The 22,486-nt window shown below is 68.5% G+C and carries 24 protein-coding genes; 14 read left to right on the top strand and 10 right to left on the bottom strand.

What is annotated here, in order from left to right:
* Positions 1 to 8: 8 nt before the first annotated feature.
* Genes VE759_RS10685 through VE759_RS10665 form a run of 5 tightly spaced genes read left to right on the top strand, consistent with a single transcriptional unit; the run spans position 9 to position 5,136 of the window.
* Positions 9 to 530: a dihydrofolate reductase gene (locus VE759_RS10685; protein WP_324931492.1), complete on the top strand. Its 522-nt coding sequence runs from the start codon at positions 9 to 11 to the stop codon at positions 528 to 530.
* The gene (locus VE759_RS10680) at positions 527 to 1,744 is read left to right on the top strand and encodes a winged helix-turn-helix domain-containing protein (protein WP_324931489.1); all 1,218 of its coding nucleotides are present in this window, start codon (positions 527 to 529) and stop codon (positions 1,742 to 1,744) included. Before VE759_RS10685 ends, VE759_RS10680 begins: the two co-directional genes overlap by 4 nt.
* A gap of 5 nt (positions 1,745 to 1,749) precedes the next feature.
* Positions 1,750 to 2,502, top strand: coding sequence for an FAD-dependent thymidylate synthase (thyX, locus tag VE759_RS10675; RefSeq protein WP_324931486.1), 753 nt, complete (start codon positions 1,750 to 1,752; stop codon positions 2,500 to 2,502).
* A 26-nt stretch (positions 2,503 to 2,528) separates the two neighbouring features.
* Entirely contained in the window at positions 2,529 to 3,431 is a 903-nt protein-coding gene (gene dapA / locus VE759_RS10670) for a 4-hydroxy-tetrahydrodipicolinate synthase (protein WP_324931484.1), read from the top strand.
* Between the two features lie 25 nt (positions 3,432 to 3,456).
* Positions 3,457 to 5,136, top strand: coding sequence for a ribonuclease J (locus VE759_RS10665; protein ID WP_324931481.1), 1,680 nt, complete (start codon positions 3,457 to 3,459; stop codon positions 5,134 to 5,136).
* Positions 5,137 to 5,149: 13 nt separating this feature from the next.
* On the opposite strand, the gene VE759_RS10660 is transcribed toward VE759_RS10665, so the two are convergent.
* From VE759_RS10660 to VE759_RS10650, 3 genes are all read right to left on the bottom strand, one after another.
* Positions 5,150 to 6,028, bottom strand: a complete 879-nt coding sequence (locus VE759_RS10660; protein WP_324931478.1) for an SAM-dependent methyltransferase — start codon at positions 6,026 to 6,028, stop codon at positions 5,150 to 5,152.
* An 84-nt stretch (positions 6,029 to 6,112) separates the two neighbouring features.
* Complete coding sequence (locus tag VE759_RS10655; RefSeq protein ID WP_324931475.1) at positions 6,113 to 6,931, bottom strand: mycofactocin-coupled SDR family oxidoreductase; 819 nt, start codon at positions 6,929 to 6,931, stop codon at positions 6,113 to 6,115.
* Between the two features lies 1 nt (position 6,932).
* Positions 6,933 to 7,247: a putative quinol monooxygenase gene (locus tag VE759_RS10650; protein WP_324931472.1), complete on the bottom strand. Its 315-nt coding sequence runs from the start codon at positions 7,245 to 7,247 to the stop codon at positions 6,933 to 6,935.
* Here VE759_RS10650 and VE759_RS10645 point away from each other — a divergent pair.
* Positions 7,246 to 9,801, top strand: a complete 2,556-nt coding sequence (locus VE759_RS10645) for a DNA translocase FtsK (protein WP_324931469.1) — start codon at positions 7,246 to 7,248, stop codon at positions 9,799 to 9,801. The genes VE759_RS10650 and VE759_RS10645 overlap by 2 nt on opposite strands.
* Here the strand turns inward: VE759_RS10645 and VE759_RS10640 are convergent.
* Positions 9,798 to 10,340 (bottom strand): amino-acid N-acetyltransferase, encoded by a 543-nt coding sequence (locus VE759_RS10640; protein ID WP_324931468.1) that lies wholly within the window; start codon positions 10,338 to 10,340, stop codon positions 9,798 to 9,800. The two genes, VE759_RS10645 and VE759_RS10640, sit on opposite strands and share 4 nt — an antisense overlap.
* Before the next feature lie 76 nt (positions 10,341 to 10,416).
* On the opposite strand from VE759_RS10640, the gene pgsA reads away from it, so the two are divergent.
* From pgsA to pspM, 5 genes are all read left to right on the top strand, one after another.
* Positions 10,417 to 10,989 carry a CDP-diacylglycerol--glycerol-3-phosphate 3-phosphatidyltransferase gene (gene pgsA / locus VE759_RS10635; RefSeq protein ID WP_324931465.1) on the top strand — a complete coding sequence of 191 codons (573 nt, stop codon included), beginning with the start codon at positions 10,417 to 10,419 and terminating at the stop codon, positions 10,987 to 10,989.
* A complete protein-coding gene (locus VE759_RS10630) occupies positions 10,967 to 11,455 on the top strand; it encodes a CinA family protein (RefSeq protein WP_324931462.1) in 489 nt (162 codons plus the stop codon). The genes pgsA and VE759_RS10630 overlap by 23 nt, the downstream gene beginning before the upstream one ends.
* 88 nt (positions 11,456 to 11,543) lie before the next feature.
* Complete coding sequence (clgR, locus tag VE759_RS10625; RefSeq protein WP_324931459.1) at positions 11,544 to 11,867, top strand: transcriptional regulator ClgR; 324 nt, start codon at positions 11,544 to 11,546, stop codon at positions 11,865 to 11,867.
* Between the two features lie 109 nt (positions 11,868 to 11,976).
* The gene (gene pspA / locus VE759_RS10620; protein WP_324931456.1) at positions 11,977 to 12,792 is read left to right on the top strand and encodes a phage shock protein PspA; all 816 of its coding nucleotides are present in this window, start codon (positions 11,977 to 11,979) and stop codon (positions 12,790 to 12,792) included.
* A gap of 45 nt (positions 12,793 to 12,837) precedes the next feature.
* A complete protein-coding gene (gene pspM / locus VE759_RS10615; protein ID WP_324931453.1) occupies positions 12,838 to 13,605 on the top strand; it encodes a phage shock envelope stress response protein PspM in 768 nt (255 codons plus the stop codon).
* A gap of 25 nt (positions 13,606 to 13,630) precedes the next feature.
* Here the strand turns inward: pspM and VE759_RS10610 are convergent, their stop codons facing one another.
* Positions 13,631 to 14,080, bottom strand: coding sequence for a limonene-1,2-epoxide hydrolase family protein (locus VE759_RS10610; protein ID WP_324931450.1), 450 nt, complete (start codon positions 14,078 to 14,080; stop codon positions 13,631 to 13,633).
* A 135-nt stretch (positions 14,081 to 14,215) separates the two neighbouring features.
* Between VE759_RS10610 and VE759_RS10605 the strand changes: the two genes are divergently transcribed.
* Together VE759_RS10605 and VE759_RS10600 are read left to right on the top strand one after the other, a co-directional pair.
* Positions 14,216 to 15,388, top strand: a complete 1,173-nt coding sequence (locus VE759_RS10605; protein WP_324931447.1) for a glycosyltransferase — start codon at positions 14,216 to 14,218, stop codon at positions 15,386 to 15,388.
* Between the two features lie 10 nt (positions 15,389 to 15,398).
* Entirely contained in the window at positions 15,399 to 15,593 is a 195-nt protein-coding gene (locus tag VE759_RS10600; RefSeq protein WP_324931444.1) for a DUF3046 domain-containing protein, read from the top strand.
* Positions 15,594 to 16,604: 1,011 nt separating this feature from the next.
* On the opposite strand, the gene VE759_RS10595 is transcribed toward VE759_RS10600, so the two are convergent.
* Positions 16,605 to 17,693 carry a HoxN/HupN/NixA family nickel/cobalt transporter gene (locus VE759_RS10595; RefSeq protein ID WP_324931550.1) on the bottom strand — a complete coding sequence of 363 codons (1,089 nt, stop codon included), beginning with the start codon at positions 17,691 to 17,693 and terminating at the stop codon, positions 16,605 to 16,607.
* A 217-nt stretch (positions 17,694 to 17,910) separates the two neighbouring features.
* Between VE759_RS10595 and VE759_RS10590 the strand changes: the two genes are divergently transcribed.
* Positions 17,911 to 18,444 (top strand): Fur family transcriptional regulator, encoded by a 534-nt coding sequence (locus VE759_RS10590; protein ID WP_324931441.1) that lies wholly within the window; start codon positions 17,911 to 17,913, stop codon positions 18,442 to 18,444.
* Here VE759_RS10590 and VE759_RS10585 read toward each other — a convergent pair.
* From VE759_RS10585 to VE759_RS10570, 4 genes are all read right to left on the bottom strand, one after another.
* Positions 18,441 to 18,926 (bottom strand): hypothetical protein, encoded by a 486-nt coding sequence (locus VE759_RS10585; protein WP_324931438.1) that lies wholly within the window; start codon positions 18,924 to 18,926, stop codon positions 18,441 to 18,443. The two genes, VE759_RS10590 and VE759_RS10585, sit on opposite strands and share 4 nt — an antisense overlap.
* Positions 18,927 to 19,061: 135 nt before the next feature.
* Entirely contained in the window at positions 19,062 to 19,802 is a 741-nt protein-coding gene (locus VE759_RS10580; RefSeq protein ID WP_324931435.1) for a DUF6390 family protein, read from the bottom strand.
* 73 nt (positions 19,803 to 19,875) lie between these two features.
* A complete protein-coding gene (gene hypF, locus VE759_RS10575) occupies positions 19,876 to 22,224 on the bottom strand; it encodes a carbamoyltransferase HypF (RefSeq protein ID WP_324931433.1) in 2,349 nt (782 codons plus the stop codon).
* Complete coding sequence (locus VE759_RS10570; protein WP_324931430.1) at positions 22,221 to 22,484, bottom strand: HypC/HybG/HupF family hydrogenase formation chaperone; 264 nt, start codon at positions 22,482 to 22,484, stop codon at positions 22,221 to 22,223. The genes hypF and VE759_RS10570 overlap by 4 nt, the downstream gene beginning before the upstream one ends.
* Positions 22,485 to 22,486: the final 2 nt, after the last annotated feature.

The following is a 22,486-nucleotide window of genomic DNA, read 5'->3' as shown; positions in this document are numbered from 1 at the left end:
GAATCTCGATGAGGCCCACGGTGAGCCTGGTCTGGGCTCAGTCGACCTCGGGTGTGATCGGCCGCAACGGCGCCATCCCGTGGCGGCTGCCGGAGGACATGGTCCGCTTCAAAAGGCTCACGATGGGCCACACCGTGGTGATGGGCCGGCTGACGTGGGAATCGTTGCCCGCGAAGGTTCGCCCGCTGCCGGGCCGGCGCAACGTCGTGCTGACGCGGGACGTGAGCTACCGCGCCGACGGCGCCGACGTGGCCGGGTCCCTCGATGACGCGCTGGCCGCTGCTGTTGGCCCGACCGGCTCATCGGCAACCGCTTCCCAGATCTGGGTGATCGGCGGCGGTCAGCTCTACGCGTCGGCCCTGCCGGTGGCGAGCCGCTGCGAGGTCACCGAGGTGGCTGTCGGTGTCCCGCGCGACGATGGCGACGTGATCGCACCCGTACTCGATGACACCTGGATCGCCGACGTCGCCGACTGGCAGGTCAGCAGCACCGGCCTGCGCTACCGGTTCAGCACATACCGCCGGATATGACGTCGCTGACCGTCGACGCGGCCCGCCGGGTCGCGGTCGCCGCGCAGGGATTCGCCGACACCAAACCGACCGGGCCGGTCAACCGGGCGCACCTGCGTCGGTTGCTGTCGCGGATTCAGGTGCTGCAGCTCGATTCGGTGTCGGTGACCGTCCGCGCACATTACGCACCGGTGTTCAGCCGGCTCGGCCCGTACGACCGCGATGTGCTCGACCGGGCCGCGTGGAGCCACAACGCCCGCTCGCCGCGGCTGCTGATCGAGTACTGGGCGCATGAGGCCGCGCTGATGGGCATCGACGACTGGCCCCTGCTGCGCTGGCGCATGCGCCAGTACCGGCACGGCAGGTGGGGCACCCATATCGTCAAGAACAACCCCCAGCTCGCCGAAGACATCGTCGCGGCCGTCGCGGAACTCGGGCCGTCGACCGCCGGGCAGATCGAGGCGCATCTGGCTGCCGAGCCGCGGGCCGCGAAGGGCCCGTGGTGGGGCCGCAGCGACACCAAATGGGTCGCCGAGGCGCTGTTCGCGTCCGGGGTGCTGACGACGGCCACGCGGGTCGGCTTCGCGCGCCACTACGACCTGACCGAGCGCGTGCTGCCGCCGGCGGTGCTGGCCCGCCGAGTGGACGACGACGCTGCCGTGCGCGAGCTGACGTTGCGCGCGGCCACCGGTTTGGGTGTCGGCACCGAGGCCGACATTCGCGATTACTTCCGGCTGTCGGCCCAACAGGTCAAGCCGGCGCTGGCCGAGCTCGTGAACGCCGGGGAGCTGGAGGTGGTTTCGGTCGACGGCTGGCCCGGTCCGGCATATCTACGCGCCGGCCGGTCCATTCCGCGCGGTGATCGCGGCACCGCGTTGCTGTGCCCGTTTGATCCGCTGATCTTCTTCCGGCCGCGGGTGAAGCGGCTGTTTGACTTTAAGTACCGCGTCGAGATCTACATGCCCGCGGCCAAGCGCCAGTACGGCTACTACGTGTGGCCGCTGTTGCTCGACGGCCGGCTCGTCGGCCGCGTCGACCTGAAGGCCGACCGCGCACACCACGCGTTGCACGTCGTCGGGGCGTTCGCCGAACCCGACCAGAAGCCGGCCCGGGTGGCCGCCGCGCTGGCCGCCGAGCTGTACACGATGGCGACCTGGCTGGATCTGGCCGACGTGACCGTCGGTGACCGTGGTGACCTGGCCGAACAGTTGCGCCGGGCGGTCAAGCTAAGGTGAGCGCCGTGGCCGAGGTCGCGCCGCTGCGGGTGCAAATGATCGCCAAGACGGAGTTTTCGGCGCCGCCCGACGTCGCGTGGGACACCGACGCCGACGGCGGCCAGGCGCTGATCGAGTTCGCCGGCCGCGCTTGCTATCAGAGCTGGTCAAAGCCGAATCCCCGGACCGCGACCAACGCCGGGTACCTGCGCCACATCATCGACGTCGGGCATTTTTCGGTGCTCGAACACGCGTCGGTGTCGTTCTACATCACCGGGATTTCCCGCTCCTGCACCCATGAGCTGATCCGGCACCGGCACTTCTCGTACTCGCAGCTGTCGCAGCGGTTCGTGCCGGCCCGCGACTCCGAAGTGGTGCTGCCGCCGGGCATCGAGGACGACCCCGAGCTGCAGGAGTTGTTCCTCAAGGCCGCCGACGCCGGCCGCGCGGCCTATAACGACCTGCTGGCCCGGCTCGAGGCCAAATTCGCCGACGTGCCCAACGCGGTGCTGCGCCGCAAGCAGGCGCGGCAGGCCGCGCGCGCGGTGCTGCCGAACGCCACCGAGACCCGCATCGTCGTGACCGGCAACTACCGCGCATGGCGTCACTTCATCGCGATGCGGGCCAGTGAACACGCCGACGTCGAGATCCGCCGGCTCGCGATCGCGTGCCTTCGCCAGCTCACCGACGTCGCCCCCGCGGTGTTCGCCGACTTCGAGATCACCGCGCTGGCCGACGGCACCGAGGTCGCCACCTCGCCACTAGCCACGGAAGCCTGAGGGCGCGGCAGGTAACCTAAGATCCCGTGAGCACCAGCGGCATCGACGTCCGCGCACGGCTCGGCACCGTGCTGACCGCAATGGTCACCCCGTTCGGCCCGGACGGCGCGCTCGATCTGCCCGCCGCCGCGCGGCTGGCCACCCACCTCATCGACTCCGGCTGTGACGGTTTGGTGGTGTCCGGCACCACCGGCGAGGCCCCCACCACCAGCGATGACGAAAAGCTTGCGGTGCTGCGCACGGTGCTCGACGCGGTCGGCGACCGTGCCCGCGTGATCGCCGGCGCCGGCAGCAACGACACCGCGCACAGCGTCGAACTGGCGAAGGCCTGCGAGGCCGCGGGCGCGCACGGCCTTCTGGTCGTGACGCCGTACTACTCCAGGCCGCCCCAGGCCGGCCTGCGGGCGCACTTCACCGCGGTCGCCGACGCGGTAACGCTGCCCGTGCTGCTCTATGACATTCCGCCGCGCTCGGTGGTGCCGATCGAGTTCGACACCATTCGTGCGCTGGCGGGGCACCCGAACATCGTCGGCGTCAAGGACGCCAAGGGTGATCTGCATGGCGGGGCGGACATCATCGCGTCGACCGGGCTCGCCTACTACTCCGGCGACGACCCGCTGAACCTGCCGTGGCTCGCGGTGGGCGCCATCGGGTTCATCAGCGTGATCGGTCATCTGGCGGCCGGGCAGCTGCGAGAATTGTTCTCGGCGTTCGAATCCGGCGACCTGGCCACGGCCCGCAAGATCAGCGTCGGGCTGAGTCCGCTGTGCGCGGCGATGAAGCGGCTGGGCGGGGTGACGCTGGTCAAGGCCGGGCTGCGGCTGCAGGGTATCGACGTCGGAGACCCGCGGCTGCCGCAGGTGCCCGCAACCCCCGAGCAGGTCGACGCATTGGCCGCCGACATGCGGGCCGCCGCGGTGCTGCGATGATGGCGCCGGCCAGGCGGCTCCGGCGGTGAACCAGGAGCTCGGGCCACCCGGCCAGTTGGCGCCTGGCGCGCTGCGGGTGACCGCGCTCGGCGGCATCAGCGAAATCGGCCGCAACATGACCGTTTTCGAACATCTCGGCAGGCTGCTGATCGTCGACTGCGGGGTGCTGTTTCCCGGGCATGACGAGCCCGCCGTCGACCTGATCCTGCCCGACCTGCGCCACATCGAGCATCGGCTCGACGACGTCGAGGCCCTGGTGTTGACCCACGCCCACGAAGATCACATCGGCGCGATCCCGTTCTTGCTCAAGCTCCGTCCGGACATCCCCGTCGTCGGCTCGAAGTTCACGCTGGCCCTGGTCGCCGAGAAATGCCGAGAACACCGGATCAAACCGGTGTTCGTGCAGGTGGCCGAGGGTGATCGCACCACGCACGGCGTGTTCGAATGCCGGTACTTCTCGGTCAACCACTCGATCCCCGACGCGCTGGCCGTCGCGATCTACACCGGCGCAGGCACGGTGCTGCACACCGGCGACATCAAATTCGACCAGCTGCCGCTCGACGGCCGTCCCACCGACCTGCCGGGAATGTCGCAGCTGGGCGACAGCGGCGTTGACCTACTTCTCGTCGACTCCACGAACGCCGAACTGCCCGGCGTGGGCCCGTCGGAAAGTGAGATCGGCCCGACCATGCACCGGCTCATCCGATCCGCCGACGGCCGGGTGATCGTGGCCTGCTTTGCCTCCAATGTCGCTCGCGTGCAACAGATTTGCGACGCGGCGGTGGCGCTGGGTCGTCAGGTCTCGTTTGTTGGCCGGTCGATGGTGCGCAACATGGGCATCGCCCGGGAGCTGGGCTTCCTCAACGTCGCCGACGACGACGTGCTCGACATCGGCGCGGCCGAGCTGATGGCGCCGGACCGGGTCGTGTTGGTCACCACCGGAACCCAGGGCGAGCCGATGTCGGCCCTGTCGCGGATGTCACGCGGCGAGCACCGCAGCATCACGCTGACGTCGGGAGATCTGGTCGTGCTGTCGTCGTCGCTGATTCCGGGAAACGAGGAAGCCGTCTACGGTGTGATTGACGCGCTGTCCAAGATCGGTGCCCGGGTCGTGACCAACAACCAACTGCGCACGCACGTTTCGGGCCACGCGTATGCCGGCGAGCTGCTGTTCCTGTACAACGGCGTGCGGCCGCGCAATGTGATGCCGGTGCACGGCACGTGGCGGCACCTGCGCGCCAACGCCGCGCTGGCCGCCAAGACCGGCGTGCCGCAAGAGTCGATCATGTTGGCGGAGAACGGCGTCAGCGTCGATCTGGCCGCCGGGAAGGCACGCATCGCCGGCGCGGTGCCGGTCGGCAAGATGTTCGTCGACGGCCTGGTGACCGGCGACGTCGGCGACGCGACGCTGGGCGAACGGCTGATCCTGTCGTCGGGTTTCATCGCCGTCACGGTGGTCGTGCGGCGCAATACCGGGAGGCCGGCGGCGCCGCCGCACCTGCATTCCCGAGGCTTCTCCGAAGATCCCAAGGCGCTGGAACCCGTGACACGCAAGGTGGAGGCGGAGCTGGAGAACCTTGCCGCCGAACGAGTTACCGATGCCACCCGAATCGCGCAGGCGGTGCGGCGCACCGTCGGCAAGTGGGTGGGGGAGACCTACCGCCGCCAGCCGATGATCGTGCCGACGGTCATCGAAATCGACTGATACGCCGACGAGATCAGCGCTTCTCGGCGTAGGCCGACCACTCGAGCTGCGACGCGCCGAGGTGTCGTCCGGTTGGCTTGATGTAGTGCTCGACGAAGTAGTCCGGCCCTGCCTGTTCGATCAACCGCCAGCCGTATTCGGCCAGGAAGTCGGCGACCTCCTCGGTGCGCATCCCGAAGAGCCACACCTGGCGTTTCTCCCGGAAGCGCCGATACATTGACTCGGCACCGTACAACTTCTCGCCGTCGATGAACTCGCGGCGGACATAGGTGAACACCAAACGGCTCGACGGCGCAGCACCTTTCAGGAAATCGAATGTCGAGCGCACCGCATCGGCGGTCAGGTACTGAGTCACGCCCTCCCAGATGAAGAACGTCCGCCGCTCGCTGCGATAGCCGTGGGCGGACAACACCGCCGCGAGGTCGTCGCGCTCAAAGTCGGTCGGCACCAGATGAACCGAGCGTGGTGGCCCGCCCAACACCCGGCGCACCGCACGTGCCTTTCGCTTGATGTTCTCCGGCAGATCGATCTCGAACACCGGAATGTCGCTGCGTCGCGCCAGCCGATAGCCCCGGGTGTCCAGTCCGGCGCCGAGGATCACCACCGCATCGATGTCGGCCAGCGACTCATCGAGCTTGTCGTCGATATAGCGCTTGCGGCAGATCAAGCTCGCCCACAGGCCCGGACCGGACCTGTCCATCGCGGAGGCGAGCAGCCGCCGCGGCGGCGACCAGCCCATCGCCCGCACCATCCACCGCCCGGTAAGCGGCAGGAACTGCGCCGCAAGATCGTCGTGCACGAGGCGTTTCCCGGCAGGCTCCTGCTGCTCCACGGCCGCCAACATCATCGGTCCGAACGCGGTCTGCGCCGCCGGGTTTCTGGTCCGGGCCACCCCTGCTGTCTAGCACGTGACCCTCAGCCCCGCCGCGCGACACTACCGCCCGGCCGCGCCACGCTACTGCCCGGCCGCGCGACACTACCGCTTGTTGAGGAAGCCGGCGTCGACCGGCAGCGTCACCCCGGTGACGTACCGCGCGGCGTCGGACACCAGCCACAGCACCGCGTTGGCGATGTCCTCGGGTTCCATCACCTGGACCGGCAGCGCGTTGCCCATGTCTATCGGCCGGTCGGATTCGGCGACCAGCTTCGCCAGCCACTGCCGCACGTACTCGTTGTTGATCATCGGCGTGTCGACACCGGCGGGATGCACCGAGTTGACCCGAATGCTGTGCTCGGCAAGGAGATTGGCGTAGACGCGCATCAGTCCGACCACCCCGTGCTTGGCCGCCGTGTAGCCGATGGAGCCGGCATCGGCGCTGCCGATGCCCGCCAGCCCGGCGGCCGAACTGATCAGCACGATCGACCCGCCCCGGCCCCCCTCGATCATCGTCGGTATCGCCACGTCGACGGTGTGATAGACACCGGTCAGGTTGACGTCGATCACGTCGCGCCAGCCGTCGGCGCCCGATTGCATCGGAGCGATCCCGGCGTTCGCGACCACGATGTCGAGCCGGCCGAACGCCTTGACGCCGGCCTGTAGCGCCGACATCAGCGAACTGCGATCGCGCACATCGGCTTCCCGCGCGACGACGCGCGCGCCGCTATCCTCGACCAGCTTCACGGCCGCGGCCAGGTCGTCGGCGGTGGCCATCGGATAGGGCACGGATGCGATCTGGTCGCACAGGTCGACGGCGATGATGTCGGCGCCTTCGGACGCCAACCGGACCGCCTGTGCACGGCCCTGACCGCGGGCGGCGCCGGTGACGAACGCTACTTTGCCGGCCACAGCGCCCATGTCAGCCAACCAGCTGTCCCTTCTCGGGATCGCCCGCCGGAACCGGCTGGAGCGCCTTGATGTCCGGGGCCTCGGCCAGGTGCTCGCCCACTTCGTTGAACATCCCGGTGGCCGCGGGCGCGGTGCTGTGGGTCTGTAACGCGTCGGCGTCGGCCCATTGCTCGACGAAGACGAACGTGCCGTCGGATTCGTGCAACGCGTAGAGCTGGCACCCGGGCTCACCATGAACCTCGGCAATGGTGCGCTTCAAGATGTCCCGCACGGTGTCGACCGACTCGGGCTTGACCTTCAAGGTTGCGACTACGACGACCGGCATGCGTTGCACTCCTCGCAGAAATGGCATGAAACAGGTCCACCGTAGTACGGAGCCGCCGGTGACCAGTGTGGCGAATGGTGCAGATGATGTCTTTGCGATTAGGCTTGCCACCATGGCCAATAAGACCGCTGCCCGTTCCGGCGGCCGAACCAGCAGGTCAAGGACCAGTTCACGGGGTAGCTCCCGAACCACGCGTGGCAAGCCGGTCAAACGGCCTCCCGGTCAGTCCGGTTCGCCGATCGTCGCGGCCGGGCTGGCCGTCGGTCGGGGCGCCCGCGCCGGCTGGCTGATGCTGGCCAAGGGCGCCGGCACCGCCGCACGGTCGGTCGGCCATGCCCGTGACATCGAGCCCGCTCATCGCCGCGACGGTATCGCGCTGGCGCTGCTGGGTGCCGCCGTGGTCGTCGCGGCCGGTTCGTGGTTCGACGCCGCCCGGCCGGTCGGACCGTGGATCGACACCGCGCTGCGGGTGCTGATCGGATCGGCGGTCGTGGTGCTTCCGGTGGCCATGGCGGGGATCTCGGTGTTCTTGATGCGCTCGGAGACCGATCCGGACTCACGGCCGCGGCTGACGCTCGGTGCGGCGATGATCGCGTTGCCGGCGCTGGGCGTGGCGCACATGTGGTCCGGTTCGCCGGAGACGCCGGCCGGCAGACAGCACGCGGCCGGCTTCGTCGGCTTCGCGATCGGCGGCCCGCTCGCCGACGGACTGACACCGTGGATCGCCGCGCCGTTGCTGTCCATCGGCGCGGTGTTCGGGCTGTTGCTGGTGTCGGGCACGACGATTCGTGAGGTGCCGACGACCGTGCGGGCGATGTTCTTCACGCGCGGGTTCACGCCGCGCGCCCCCGACGCCCCCGACGCGTCCGACGCCCTCGACGGCTATTACGACGAGGCTCAGACATGGGACCGCTCGCCGTACGACTATCCCATCGACGACGACGACAATCCGCTCGACGACGACACGCCGACCGAACCGGTGACCGAGGAGTCCCCGAAACGCGCCCGCCGAACCAGAGCGGCACCGCGACCCGAACCACTCGTGGTCGACCGCGTCGTCGACGGTCCGTACACGCTGCCGTCAATGGATCTGCTGATCAAGGGCGATCCACCGAAGCGGCGCAGCTCCGCCAACGACCACATGGCCGCGGCGATCACGTCGGTGCTCGAGCAGTTCAAGGTCGACGCCGCGGTGTCCGGATGCACCCGCGGCCCGACCGTCACCCGTTACGAGGTCACCCTAGGCCCGGGGGTCAAGGTCGAGAAGATCACCCAACTGCAGAAGAACATCGCATACGCGGTTGCCACCGAGAGTGTGCGGATGCTCGCGCCGATTCCGGGCAAGTCCGCGGTCGGTATCGAGGTGCCCAACGTCGACCGGGAAATGGTGCGGCTGGCCGACGTGCTGACCGACCCGTCGACGCGGCGCGATCATCACCCGCTGGTGATCGCGCTGGGCAAGGACATCGAGGGCGAATACATCTCGTGGAACCTCGCGAAGATGCCGCATCTGCTGGTCGCCGGCTCCACCGGCTCGGGCAAGTCGAGCTTCATCAACTCGATGCTGATCTCGCTGCTCGCCCGCGCCACGCCGGAAGAGGTCAGGCTGATCCTGATCGACCCGAAAATGGTGGAACTGACGCCCTACGAAGGCATTCCGCATTTGATCACCCCCATCGTCACGCAGCCGAAGAAGGCGGCCGCGGCGCTGGCCTGGCTGGTCGAGGAGATGGAGCAGCGCTACCAGGACATGCAGGCCAACCGGGTGCGCCATATCGACGACTTCAACACCAAGGTGCGCTCCGGCGAGATCACCACCCCGCTGGGCAGCCAACGCGAATACCAGCCGTACCCGTATGTGGTCGCGATCGTCGACGAGCTCGCCGACCTGATGATGACCGCACCGCGCGACGTCGAGGACGCGGTCGTGCGGATCACGCAGAAGGCCCGCGCGGCCGGCATCCATCTGGTTCTGGCCACCCAGCGGCCCTCGGTGGACGTGGTGACGGGTCTGATCAAGACAAATGTTCCGTCGCGGTTGGCGTTCGCGACGTCGTCGCTGACCGACAGTCGGGTGATCCTCGATCAGCAGGGCGCCGAGAAGCTGATCGGCATGGGCGACGGGCTGTTCATCCCAATGGGGGCCAACAAGCCCATTCGGCTGCAGGGCGCATACATCACCGACGACGAGATCCACGCCGTCGTCAACGCGTGCAAGGAGCAGGCCGAGCCGCAGTACACCGAGGGTGTCACCGCGGCCAAGACCACCAGTGAACGCGCCGACGTCGACCCCGACATCGGCGACGACATGGACGTCTTCCTGCAGGCCGTCGAGCTGGTGGTGTCAAGCCAATTCGGGTCGACGTCGATGCTGCAGCGCAAGCTGCGCGTCGGGTTCGCCAAGGCCGGCCGGTTGATGGACCTGATGGAGACCCGCGGCATCGTCGGGCCCAGCGAGGGCTCCAAGGCCCGCGAGGTGTTGGTCAAGCCCGACGAGCTGGCCGCCACGCTGGCGTCGATCCGCGGTGTGGACACCGGCGGGCCTCCCGACTAGCGCTGGCGGCGGCAATCGCGACGCTCGTTGAGCGTCAACAGCATTCGCGAATTGCCCAGGATGTTCGGTTTGACGTAGCTGAGGTCAAGGAACTCGGCGACGCCGGTGTCGTAGGACCGGCACATTTCCTCGTACACTTCGGCGGTGACTGGGGTGCCTTCGATTTCGGTGAAGCCGTGTTTGGAGAAGAACTCGACCTCGAAGGTCAGCACGAAGATCCGCTCGAGGTGCAGTTCTTGCGCCACGTCCAGCAACCGGTCGACGATCGCGTGGCCGATGCCAAGACCCCTGACCTTCGGGTGCACGGCCACCGTGCGAACCTCCCCGAGATCGGACCACAGCACGTGCAACGCCCCGCAACCGATCACCTCCCCGTCGAGCTCGGCGACCCAAAACTCCTGCACCGCCTCATACAGTGTGACCAGGTTCTTCTCGAGCAGGATTTTGCCGGAGTAGATGTCGACGAGCGCCTTGATCGCCGGCACGTCAGAGGTTCGCGCACGCCGGACCGCAAGCCCATCGGCCCGTTCCGCGCTCACACCTGCACAGTATCGGCTCGAGCAACCGATATCCTGATGCGGTGTCGGGGCATCCTGAGTCCGGTCCGGGCCGACGATGACCACCCCAAAGGTGCGGGTGGCTAACGCGGCCAATCTGTTGACCGGCATCCGGCTCGTTCTCGTCCCCGTCTTCCTCGTCGCGTTGTTCGCCGACGGCGGTCATGAAACACGTTGGCGGGTAGCGGCATTCGTCGTGTTCGCGGTCGCGGTGCTGACCGACCGGTTCGATGGGGCGCTGGCCCGCACCTACGGGATGGTCACCGAGTTCGGCAAGCTCGCCGACCCGATCGCCGACAAGGCGCTGATCGGTGCCGCGCTGATCGGGCTTTCGCTGCAGGACGATCTGCCGTGGTGGGTGACGGTGCTGATCATGATCCGGGAGGTCGGCATCACCGTGCTGCGGTTTGCGGTGTTGCGGCGTGGCGTGATGCCGGCCAGCCGCGGCGGAAAACTCAAGACGCTGGTTCAGGCCATCGCCATCGGGCTATTCATCCTGCCGCTGTCCGGGCCGTGGCACACGGTGGCTGCGGTGGTGATGGCGGTCGCGATCGTGCTCACCGTCGTCACCGGCGCCGACTACGTAAATCAGGCGGTCAAGGGCATCCGTGGACGACCCGCTGGTCACTGACGACGCCCGTGGTGTGATCGCCGACCTGACCCTGCGGCGCCAGACCCTCGCGACGGCAGAGTCGCTGACCGCCGGGTTGGTCGCCGCCACCCTGGCCGGAGTGCCGGGCTCCAGCGTCGTGCTCCGCGGCGGGCTGGTGACGTATACCGAGCCGACGAAGATCGCGCTCGCCGGCGTCGCGCGTCAGCTGCTCGCCAAGGTCGGTCCCGTCGCCGCGCCGACGGCGCGTGCGCTGGCGGTGGGCGCCCACGAACGGTGCGACGCCACCTGGGGCGTCGGCGTCACCGGGGTGGCCGGGCCCGACCCACACGGCGGGCATCCGGTCGGCACGGTGTTCGTCGGGATCACCGGTCCGGTCGGCACCGAGGTGATGGAGCTAACACTGTCGGGGTCACGCTGGGACATTCGGCTGGCGGCCGCCCACCAGGCGATCAGCCGGCTACGCACGCTCGTCGAACAGCAATAGTGGAGCAGCAATGGGCCCGGGGGAACCCCGGGGCGGTCGTTCGGCGTTGTGCAGTATGAGATCCGCAGCCCAGGCGAAGGAGAGCACGATGGCGGCATTGCTGCGCGAGGTGATCGGCGACGTGCTGCGCCGTGCCCGCACGTCACAGGGCAGGACCCTGCGCGAAGTTTCAGATTCGGCACGGGTGAGCCTGGGCTACCTTTCGGAGGTCGAGCGGGGCCGCAAGGAGGCCTCCAGCGAACTGTTGACGGCGATCTGCGGCGCGCTGGACGTCCCGTTGTGGGAGGTGCTGACCGACGCCGGCCGACGGCTGGCCCGCCAGGAGGGTGCGGCAGCCGCCCACAGCGCCGCCAACATCGATGTCACCACCAAGGTGGTCATCCCGCCGGTCGTTTCGATGGCGGTCGCGTAGCGCCGTTGTAGCTGTGACTCCAGGTGTTCAAGGCCCGCTGACCCGATAGATTGGGCAGCACGGTAGGCGCACTATTCCGGCACACAACGTAACGAAGGTGGAGCAACTCATGGCCAACCCGTTCGTCAAGGCGTGGAAATACCTGATGGCGCTGTTCAGCTCGAAGGTCGACCAATACGCCGATCCGAAGGTTCAGATCCAACAGGCCATCGAGGAAGCCCAGCGCCAGCACCAGGCGCTGACGCAGCAGGCGGCCCAGGTGATCGGCAACCAGCGGCAGTTGGAGATGCGGCTGAATCGTCAACTCGCCGAGGTGGAGAAGCTGCAGGTGAACGTCCGCCAAGCGCTCACGCTGGCCGACCAGGCCACCACCTCGGGCGATGCCGCCAAGACCACCGAGTACAACAACGCCGCCGAGGCGTTCGCCGCGCAACTGGTGACCGCCGAGCAGAGCGTGGAAGACCTCAAGGGCCTGCACGATCAGGCGCTGCAGGCGGCCGGACAGGCCAAGAAGGCCGTCGAGCAGAATGCGATGGTGCTGCAGCAGAAGATTGCCGAGCGCACCAAGCTGCTGTCGCAGCTTGAGCAGGCCAAGATGCAGGAGCAGGTCAGCGCTTCGCTGCGCTCGATGAGCGAGCTGGCCGCCCCGGGCAACACCCCGAGCCTCGACGAGGTCCGCGACAAGATCGAACGCCGCTACGCCAACGCGGTCGGCGCCGCCGAGCTCGCGCAGAACTCGGTGCAGGGCCGCATGCTCGAGGTGCAGCAGGCCAGCGTGGAGATGGCCGGGCACACGCGGCTGGAGCAGATCCGTGCGTCGATGCGCGGTGAGGCGCTACCGGCCGGCGGAACACCCGCGTCGACGCCGGCGCCGGCCACGCCCGCTTCCGAGCAGACACCGCAGAACCCGGTCAGCCAGCAGTAGGCGGTACCCGCGGTGATGGCGGCCGGCTCGCAACATTGGCGTTCGATGCTGCAGCGCGGTCTCGATGCTGCCAGCGAGTTCGCCGACCTCGCCGCACAGACACTGAACGCGGCGGCCGATCCGCGGGCCCGCTTGCTGCGTAAGCGTCGCTGGTCGCTGCGGCTGGGGCTGTTCTTCGTCGTCGCGACCGTGTTCTGGGTGCTGGTGACGGCGGTGATGGCGACGTGGAGCATTCCGGCCTGGGCACTGCTCATTCCGGGCTTGATCGCGGCGGGGGCGGCCGCGCCGGCGACCCTGTTCCTGCTGCGTTGGTACTGGCTGCACGGTGAGCCGCTGCCGTCGCCGCGGCCCCGCGCCGCGCGACGGATGCCGCCACCGGGCTCGGCGGCACGCGGGCCGATGGCCGCGCTGGCCACCGCCGAACGCGGGATGTTTTCCCTACTCGGCGTGATCGAACGCGCAAACCTGTTGCCGCGAGAGGAGCTTCGCGACCTGACCGACGCGGCCAACCAGGTGGCGGCCACCATGGCCGCGACCGCAGCCGATGTGGTATCGATGGAAAAGACCGCGCGGCTGACTCCCCACTCGCGGTCCTATCTGTCTCCGACGATCGACGCGTTCGCGGCGCAGCTGCATCAGGGAGTCCGTCAATACCACGAGATGGTCACCGCCGCGGCGCAATTGGTGTCGATGTCGGATTCACCAATGTCGCGCAGACAGTACCGGGACCAACTCGTCGGCGCGACGGACCGGCTGCTCGGCTGGGCCCAGGCGTTCGACGAATTGGGCCGGGTGGGCATTCCGCGGCGCTGACCTCATCGCCCGACGTCCGCACGGCTCACGGCGCCGAGGTCCGCTGCGGGAACAGCATGCTGACCAGCCCACGCAGCGGTGCCTTGATGAGCAACTCGAAGAAGTCGAAGTAGTCACGCCACAGCGTGATTCGGCCGTTGCGTATCTCGAACACGCCGCACACCCAGAACTGCATTCGGAAGCCGCCGAACACGAGCACGTCGGTGCGCTCGGTGAGCACCGAGCCGCCCTCGACGGCGATGCGGTGAATGATGACCTCGAATGCGGCCCTTGGACGGTCCAGCCCGCGCCGCAGAAACTTCAGCACCCGGTGGCGACCGCTGATGATCGGTGTTCCGACGTTGTGGTAGACGATGTTCTCGTCCATCGCCGCGGCCATGGTGTCCCAGTCCTTGTCCTGAAACGCGTAGAGGAAGCCCTCGACGATCTCGGCGGGATCGTCGACGACGGTTTCCTCGGGAAGCTCGTCGGTCATGGCTGAAAGCGTACTGGCGCGCGGCCCCGGCCCGGTAGGCCACAAATGCGCCCGGCCGTGGCCGGGTAGGCCACAAACGGCGACCGTGGCCCGGTAGGCCACAAATGCGCCCGGCCATGGCAGGGTAGGCCACAAATGCGTGTCGCCGTGGTAGCAGGACCCGATCCGGGCCACTCGTTCCCCGCGATCGAGTTGTGCCGACGATTTCTGGCCGCCGGGGCTGCCCCGACGCTGTTGACCGGCGTGGAAGTCCTGGAATTCGCTCGCGCGGCCGGCATCGACGCGATCGAACTCGACGGGCTCAAATCGGGCCCATTTGACGACGACACCGACGCCGGCGCCAAGATCCATCAGCGCGCCGCCCGGATGGCGGTGCTCAACAAAGACTCCCTGGCCGAGCTGGCGCCAGACCTGGTCGTTTCCGACGTCATCACCGCCGGCGGCGCGCTCGGTGCCGAACTCCTGTCGGTGCCCTGGATCGAGCTGTGCCCGCATCCGCTGTACCTGCCATCGAAAGGCCTGCCGCCCGTGGGCAGCGGGCTGGCACCCGGCGCGGGGCTGCGCGGCCGACTGCGCGACAGCGTCATGCGTGCGCTTACCGCCCGATCGCTGCGGCAAGGCCGGCGGCAGCGGGTCGCGGCCAGGGTCGCCATCGGCTTGCCGCCCACGGCTGTGGATCCGCTGCGGCGGCTCATCGCGACGCTGCCCGCGCTCGAGGTGCCACGGCCGGACTGGCCGCCGGAAGCCGTCGTGGTTGGTCCGCTGTTTTTCGAGCCGACCGATGCGGAGCTGGACGTGCCGCGCGGCACCGGGCCGTTGGTGGTGGTCGCGCCGTCGACGGCGATGCTCGGTGCCCGTGGACTGATCGATGTCGCGCTGGAATGCCTGACACCGGGTGACGGGCTGCCCGCCGGGGCTCGGGTGGTGGTGTCGCGGCTCTGGGGTGAGCAGATGACCGTGCCGCCGTGGGCTGTCGTGGGCCGCGGTCGGCAGGACAGGTTGCTCGAGCAAGCCGACCTGGTGATCAGCGGCGGCGGCCACGGAATGGTGGCCAAGACGTTGCTGGCCGGTGTGCCGCTGGTTGTGGTGCCCGGTGGCGGCGACCAGTGGGAGATGGCCAATCGTGTTGTGCGCCAAGGCAGCGCACGGCTGGTGCGACCGTTGACCGCCGAGGCACTGCGGGCCGCGGTCGCCGACGTGCTGTCCTCGCCGCGCTATCAAGAGGCGGCACGACGCGCGGGCCAGAGCGTCGTGAGCGTCGCCGACCCGGTGCGGGTGTGCCACGAGGCGCTGGCCCGCGCGGCGTAGGTTGGGCGGGGTGCGGCTGACGGAGTTCAACGAGCTTGTCGATCGCCAGTTCGGGCCGGTCCGCGGCCCGTCGGTGCTGGTCGACCACGTGTTGACGGCCCTCGATGGGCGCACGGCCGCGCAGGCCATCGAGGACGGAATCGATCCCCGCGACGTCTGGCGGGCGCTGTGCGCAGACTTCGACGTGCCGCGCGATCGGTGGTGACCGATCAGTGGTGAATCACTGCTGACTTAACTACGTCACATCCCAAGCGCTGGAATCGTTTTGCACCGGCAGACAGCCGCGGCTACATCCATCGTCAGTGCAAGGAGTGCAATCGGAGCATGTCCTTGTAGTTGCTCACCGCGAACACCCTACAGAGGGTCCTGTGGTGGGGACGGCATTGGCGGGGGCGTTACCCGGCCAGTTGCTGGGCCATCCGTTGATACCACTGGCACTCCACGCACCGATAGCGGACTGTCCAGGGGGCGCATTACGGACACCCAGCCGCTGTGAGCAGCCGCTGCCCGGGTTTGAGCCGCTGACGTTACCGCCGGTCGACACCACCGGCCCCGGCGTAGGCGTAGCAGTCTGGGCGGGTGCGGCGGCGGGGGCAGGCGTGGCGGGGGGAGGGAGAGGGGTCTGACCCTCGGCGGCCAGGGCCGGGCTGGCCAACAAGATGGCACTGCCTGCCACAGCTGTTAATAGGATGGCTTTCTTCATCGTGACCTCCGATTGCTTCGGCCGGACGTCGCCATCGCCAGCGTCCCGCTGTTTACTGTCGACTGTCTACTACCTACTGACTACTGCCTACTGACTTTGGCTCGAGCCTGCTCCGCGTGGGCGGGCTTGTCCTCGGTGCTAGCGCCCACAATGGAGTTCACGCTGCCCGCAATTCCGCCTACCTGCTAACTGCAATCAGCTGAAGCCAAGTTTCGCTTCCGGAGGCTCAAAGCCATCGCGATTAGCGTCGCGATGCGTGACGGCGACGATGCCGCATACCTCCGCCGCATTGGCGCCCGCTGAGGCGGGCTAACTCAACGCGGTCGTCCTCCCGAAGGACCGAGCCTGGGTCTCGGCGACACATGCCGGCGCGCCGAACGCTCCATGGCCGCCGCGCTCAAAGCGCCCGTGTGTCACTGACAAAACAAAGCACGCCGCGGCGTCGTGTGACTTGAGCGGGTGTCTCGCTTGAGGCTCCGCCGTTCTTCGACGCGGTATTACCGGCAAAGCCACTTAGCCGTCGGCCGGAACTCGCCACCGTTCCTCGATGCGGCCGAGCCGCCAAACCAGCAGGGCCGCGGCCCAGGTCACGACGAACATCGCGATGATGAGGTACCCGAGCAGGTTGAGGTCGATGCCGGCGATCCAATCCCACAGGCCGCCGCTCCAGCCGAATTGGTTGACCAACAAACTCAGCAGTTGGACGGTGCCGATGATCAGAGCGGTCGCCACCGACAGCCCGGTGATTGTGATGTTGTAGTACACCTTGCGCACGGGTTGCGAAAACGCCCACCCATAGGCGAAGTTCATGAACGAGCCATCGATCGTGTCGAGCAGGCTCATGCCCGCCGCGAACAACACCGGCAGGCACAAGATGGCATACCACGGCAGTCCGGCCACCGCGCTGGTACCCGCCAGCACCAGCAGCGCGATCTCGGTGGCCGTGTCGAACCCGAGCCCGAACAGGACGCCGAGCGGGTACATGTGCGAAGGCTTGCTGATTTTCTGAAAAGACCGGCCGAGAACACGGCTGAGCAACCCGCGCTGGTTTAGTTGCTCCTCCAGCGCGGCCTCGTCGAATTGCCCGCGCCGCATTCGCAGAAACACCCGCACGATGCCGACCAGAACAATGACGTTGATGATCCCGATCAGATACAGGAACGCGCCGGAGACGCCGGTGCCGATCAGCCCGGTGTAGTGATGCAGTGTGGACGAATCCTGTTGCAGCGGACCGACTATCGCCTGCACGCCCAGCGACAACAGCACCGCAAGCGCGAACACCACCGTCGAATGCCCGAGCGAGAAATAGAAACCCACCGACAGCGGTCGCCGCCCCCGCGCCATCAACGCGCGGGTGGTGTTGTCGATGGCCGCGATATGGTCGGCGTCAAACGCGTGGCGTAGCCCGAGCGTGTACGCCGTGACGCCGACGCCGATGCCGAATGCCTTGTCGCCGACGCTGAGGTGCGCCGGCGCCACGAAGACCATCAGGGTGATCCAGCCGATCAGGTGCAGGGCGGCGATCACCCCCAACATCGACGCCATGCTGAGCCATTCCCGGCCCGTGAGGCCCGTGACGCCCGTGCGGCCGATGCGGCCCATGCCGCCCGCAAGCCCGGTTAGGCCCGCAAGGCCCGTGAGCCGGGCGCGGACGCGAGTGAATCGGGATGGGGCGCCGGCGACCACCGTCTGACCGTATGCCTGCCCCAACGCCTCCTGCAAGCGATTCGCAAAAGAGCAAACGGCCAAACCCGGAACCCAGCAGGGATTTGTCGGTCGTCGACCCGCGCGAGACCCTCCCGCGCGAGACACTGTTGAGGTGGCTGGCCAGGCACCGGCGCCAGAGCCGATTGCGGCCGAACGGATCGGCGCGCTGCTGCATGCCCGCGGACTACGCCGAACGGCGCCGCGGATCGCGGTGCTGGCCGTGCTCGAACCCGTGGATGGCCACCTCAGCGTGGCCGAAATTCATCAGCGGCTGCGCGAACACCAGCCCGACGACGCGCCCGACCTCGCGACGATCTACCGGACCGTCACCACGCTCTCGGCCAACGGCGTGCTTCATGCACTGTCCGTCGAGGGCGGGGTCACCACGTATGGACTTGCCGAAAAGCCACACCACCATGCCGTCTGCAGCCGTTGCGGGACGATCATCGAGGTGCCCGCGCAGCAGCTACGCTCGGCGCTCGAGCATGCCATCGAGGGCAGCTCGTTCACTCTTTCCGACCAGGCAGGCCTGACGCTGCATGGCCTGTGCCCGAACTGCCAGGGACCGAAACGCCAAGACCCGAAACGCGAAGACCCGAAACGCCAAGACCCGAAACGCCAGGGCCCGAAGCGCCGACGCGATTAGCGCTTGTTCTCCGCGCGCCCGGTGCCCGGCGTGTGTCCGGGCCCGACCATGTCGTCGCCGCGGTCGGTCTCCGATGTCTGCGAGGCCGGGTGTTCCTCGGCGGGTGAGGCGGTCGCCCCTCCCGGCGTCTGACCCGGGGCCGCGGACTTGTAGCCGGACTCCTCGGTCGGCTTGACCGCGCCCCCGGTCTCCGCTCCGGCGGACCCTGTTCCCGCTGCGGCGGGCTTGGCGCTGGTTTGGCGGCCCTCGTAGGGAGGCACCGCGGGCTTCGCGTCGGACGGCGGGGCGTTGGTTTTTTCGCTGCCGGTAGCGCCGGGTTTGCCGTGCTCGCCGTGCGACGGAACGGTCTCGTCGCCTCTGTACGTTCCCGACGGCCGGTCGGCCGGACCACCCGAAGGCTGGTCGGATCCGGTGTCGCGGGAACCTGCTGCTCCTCGCTCCTTCTGTGGTTCCTCAGAGAGGTTCTCACCAGGGGTGCTCATAACATCTCCTCACGGCCGCCGCGCGGTTGCGGCGATGCTGTATGGGCTACCCCTGCCCCCGCGCACGGAAACCCGTCCGAGCACGTTTTCGCAGTTCAAGATCAATTCGGTGACGTGCCAGACCGGCCACCGGGACTATTTCCGGGCCGCGTTCACCAGATCCAGCGTGGTCTGCGTCGCCGCGGCGAGCGCGTCACGTTCGGCCGCAGTGAGCGTCCCGCAGACCCAGTCCCAGTGCGCGGCCACGGTGTCACCGACCTCGGGGGCGGGTGCCAGCGACGTGCCGTCCTTGCTCCACTGCACGAGCTCGGCCACCGGCTCGCCGAGCGCCAGCACGCAGCCGTCGAATGTCAGTGGCCTCGACGCGATCTCCGCGTGCTCGCCGCGCACCGCTTCGACGGTGCCCCAGCGGATCCGGCAGTCCTGCATCACCTTCACCGGCGTCGCGGGGTCGCGGTCGAGAAAACCCACCCACGGATACACGACGAAGACGTGAAAGCTGTGATGGGCCAGCACGCCCTGCGGGCCGGCCAGGTCGCCGAGCAGGCCGGTGCGCTGGCCCCGGAATACCGTCCGGAGCCGATCCAGCAGAGCCGCGGGTTCAACCCGATCCAGCATCGGTCCACCCACCCAGTAGCTGCGCACAACGTCGACGTCGAGCGGATCGGGCATGCCGACGGCGTCGGCGATCGCCCGCAGGTACGGCCACGCCCCGTCGAACTCGCGTGCGTGCGCGGCGACCTCGGCGGCACTGTCGGGGCGCAGCAGCACTGCGGAGTCGCCGGGCCCGCAATAGCCGAGCTCGTTGGGCGGGAACGCGAAGCGGGCGAACAGCGCGTGCCCCGCCGGCAGCCGCTGCTTGGGCACTGCGGTCATCGTCGTAGCCTTTCTACCCCGAGCCTTTCTACCCCGAGCCTTTCTATCCCAAGCCTTTCTACCCCGAGCCTTTCTACCCGGCGTTGCCCACCAGGAGCTGACCCAGCGCGATGCCACCGTCGTTGGGCGGCACCCGCCGATGTGTGATCACGTCGAAGCCCTTGTTGCGTAGCCGGTCTAGTGCCAGCCGAAGCAATAACGCGTTCTGGAACACACCGCCGGACAGCGCGATCGTCTGCGTCGCCACACCTTCGGCCAAACCTTCCGCCACACCTTCGATCACACCTTCGGCGCAGGCGAGGTCGACGATCAACTCGGCCAGCGCGTCGTGAAAGCGCGCGCCGATCACACTCGTCGGCGTTCCGGCACGCAGATCGCCGACGACGGCCGCCAACACCGGGGCCGCATCGATGACCGCGGGCACGTCCGACGCGTCGACGTCGAACCGGTAATGCGTTGTCCCACCATCCGCGTTGCGCGACAGGCCCTCCAGCTCGATCGCGGCCTGGGCCTCGTAGGCCACCACCTGCCGGACACCGACGAGCGCCGACACCGCATCGAACAGCCGGCCCATGCTGGAGGTCGGGGCGCAGCCGATCCCGGTCTCGAGCTGATGCCGCAGCGCCCGGCGCTCGTCGGCGGGGCACGCCCGAACCGGCGCAAGGTCGTCATCCCATTCGATGCCCGCGGCCCACAGGTGGGCGAGCGCCATCCGGTATGGCCGCAGCACGCTGATGTCCCCGCCGGCCAGCGGCACATATTTAAGCCGAGCCAGCCGCTGGTAGCCCTTGTAGTCGGCGAGCATCACCTCGCCGCCCCAGACCGCCCCGTCCGGCCCGTAGCCCGTTCCGTCGAACGCGAATCCGAGCACCCGCGCCGAGCCGTCCAGCCCGTGCTCGGCCATCACCGCCGCGATGTGCGCGTGGTGATGCTGCACCGAATGCACCGGTCGGCCGCCGGCGTTGCGGTGCGCCCACTCGGTGGACCGGTAGCGCGGATGTGCGTCGGCGACAATTACTTCCGGCGACACACCGGTCAACGCCTCCAGGTGCCGCTCGGCGGAGGCGAATGCGGACAGGGTCGCGAGGTCGTCCATATCCCCGATGTGCTGGCTCAACCACGCGTAGCGGCCCTCCGCGACGGCAAGCGTGTTTTTCAGGTCGGCTCCCACGGCCAGCGTGGGCGGCACCGACACCGGCAGTGCGACCGGCAGCGGCGCATAGCCGCGAGAGCGCCGGACCGGCAACTCGGCGGCCTCGCCCAGATTGCCGGCCCCGCCGGTGAGCACCCGCACGACCGAGTCGTCGCACGGTACCAGGATTGCCCGGTTGTGCATCAGCCAGCCGTCGGCCAGCCGGGAAAGCCGGTCCAGCGCATCGTCGTCGGTGAAGCAGATCGGCTCGCCGCCGAGATTGCCCGACGTCATCACCAGCGTGCGTGGTGCCGGCTCGTCGCCGGGCAGCCCGAACAGCAGCACATGCAACGGGGTGTAGGCCAGCATGACGCCGAGGTCGGGATTGTGCGGGGCGACGGCGTCGGCGACCGGCGCGCCGGGCAGCCGCGGCATCAGCACGATCGGGCGCTGCGGCCCGGACAGTACCCGCGCGGACAGGTCGTCGACCTCGGCGACCGCGCGCGCGGTCGCCAGATCGGGCACCATCAGCGCGAACGGCTTGTCGCCGCGGCGTTTTCGGCTGCGCAGTTCGGCCACCGCGCGCTCGTTGGCGGCGTCGCACGCCAGGTGATACCCGCCGACGCCCTTGACCGCGAGCACCCCGCCGTCGCGCAACAGCTCTCGGGCCCGTCGGAGGCCGGCTTCCCCCGCGGTGACGCTGCCGTCGCGGTCGCGGTAGCGCAGCGTCGGCCCGCAGTTCGGGCAGCAGACCGGTTGGGCGTGGAACCGGCGGTCTGCGGGGTCGGCGTATTCGCGGGCGCACTCGTCGCACATCCGGAAGGCCGCCATCGTGGTGCTGGCCCTGTCATAGGGCAGCGAGGCGATGATCGTGAAGCGCGGACCGCAATTGGTGCAGTTGACGAAGGCGTGCCGGTAGCGCCGGTTGCCCGGGTCGCGTTGTTCGGCCGCGCACTCGGCACACATCGCGACGTCGGGGGATGCCAGCGTGCGCCCGCCGTCCGAGCGCGAGGTGTCGGCGATCGCGAAGCCGGTGCCACCGACGACCGGGATACTTTGAGCCTCAACCGATTCGATGACCGCCAGCGGCGGCGGGTTGCCGTGCAGCCGGCTAAGGAATTCGTCGATGTCGCCGCCGTCGCCCTCCACTTCGATGACCGCCCCGCAGCTGTCGTTGCGCACCGAGCCGGCCAACCCCAGCGCGGCCGCGGTGGTGTAGACAAACGGCCGAAAGCCCACGCCCTGAACCACGCCGTGCACGCGGACGCGCAGCCGGCGCCGGCCGGTCATGGCCCCGAATCCATCGGATCCGGGTCCCGGCCACGGCCCATCAGTTCCAGGCCCGCCATGGCGGCGTCGGCTCCGGCCCGGTCGGTCTTCTCGACGACGAAGCCCATGTGGATGATCACCCAGTCGCCGGGGCAGAACGTTTCCTCTGGCAGCATCCCGACGTTGACCTTGCGCTGGTCACCGGCGACCTCGACAAGGGCCAGCTGGCCGCCGTAGCCCTCCAGCATGTGAATGACCTGTCCTGGAATCCCCAAGCACATCG

Source organism: Mycobacterium sp., assembly GCF_035640695.1.
In the GTDB taxonomy this organism is placed as follows: domain Bacteria; phylum Actinomycetota; class Actinomycetes; order Mycobacteriales; family Mycobacteriaceae; genus Mycobacterium.
Note: the sequence above shows the minus strand (reverse complement) of the source record. Positions and strands in the feature narration are given on the sequence as shown.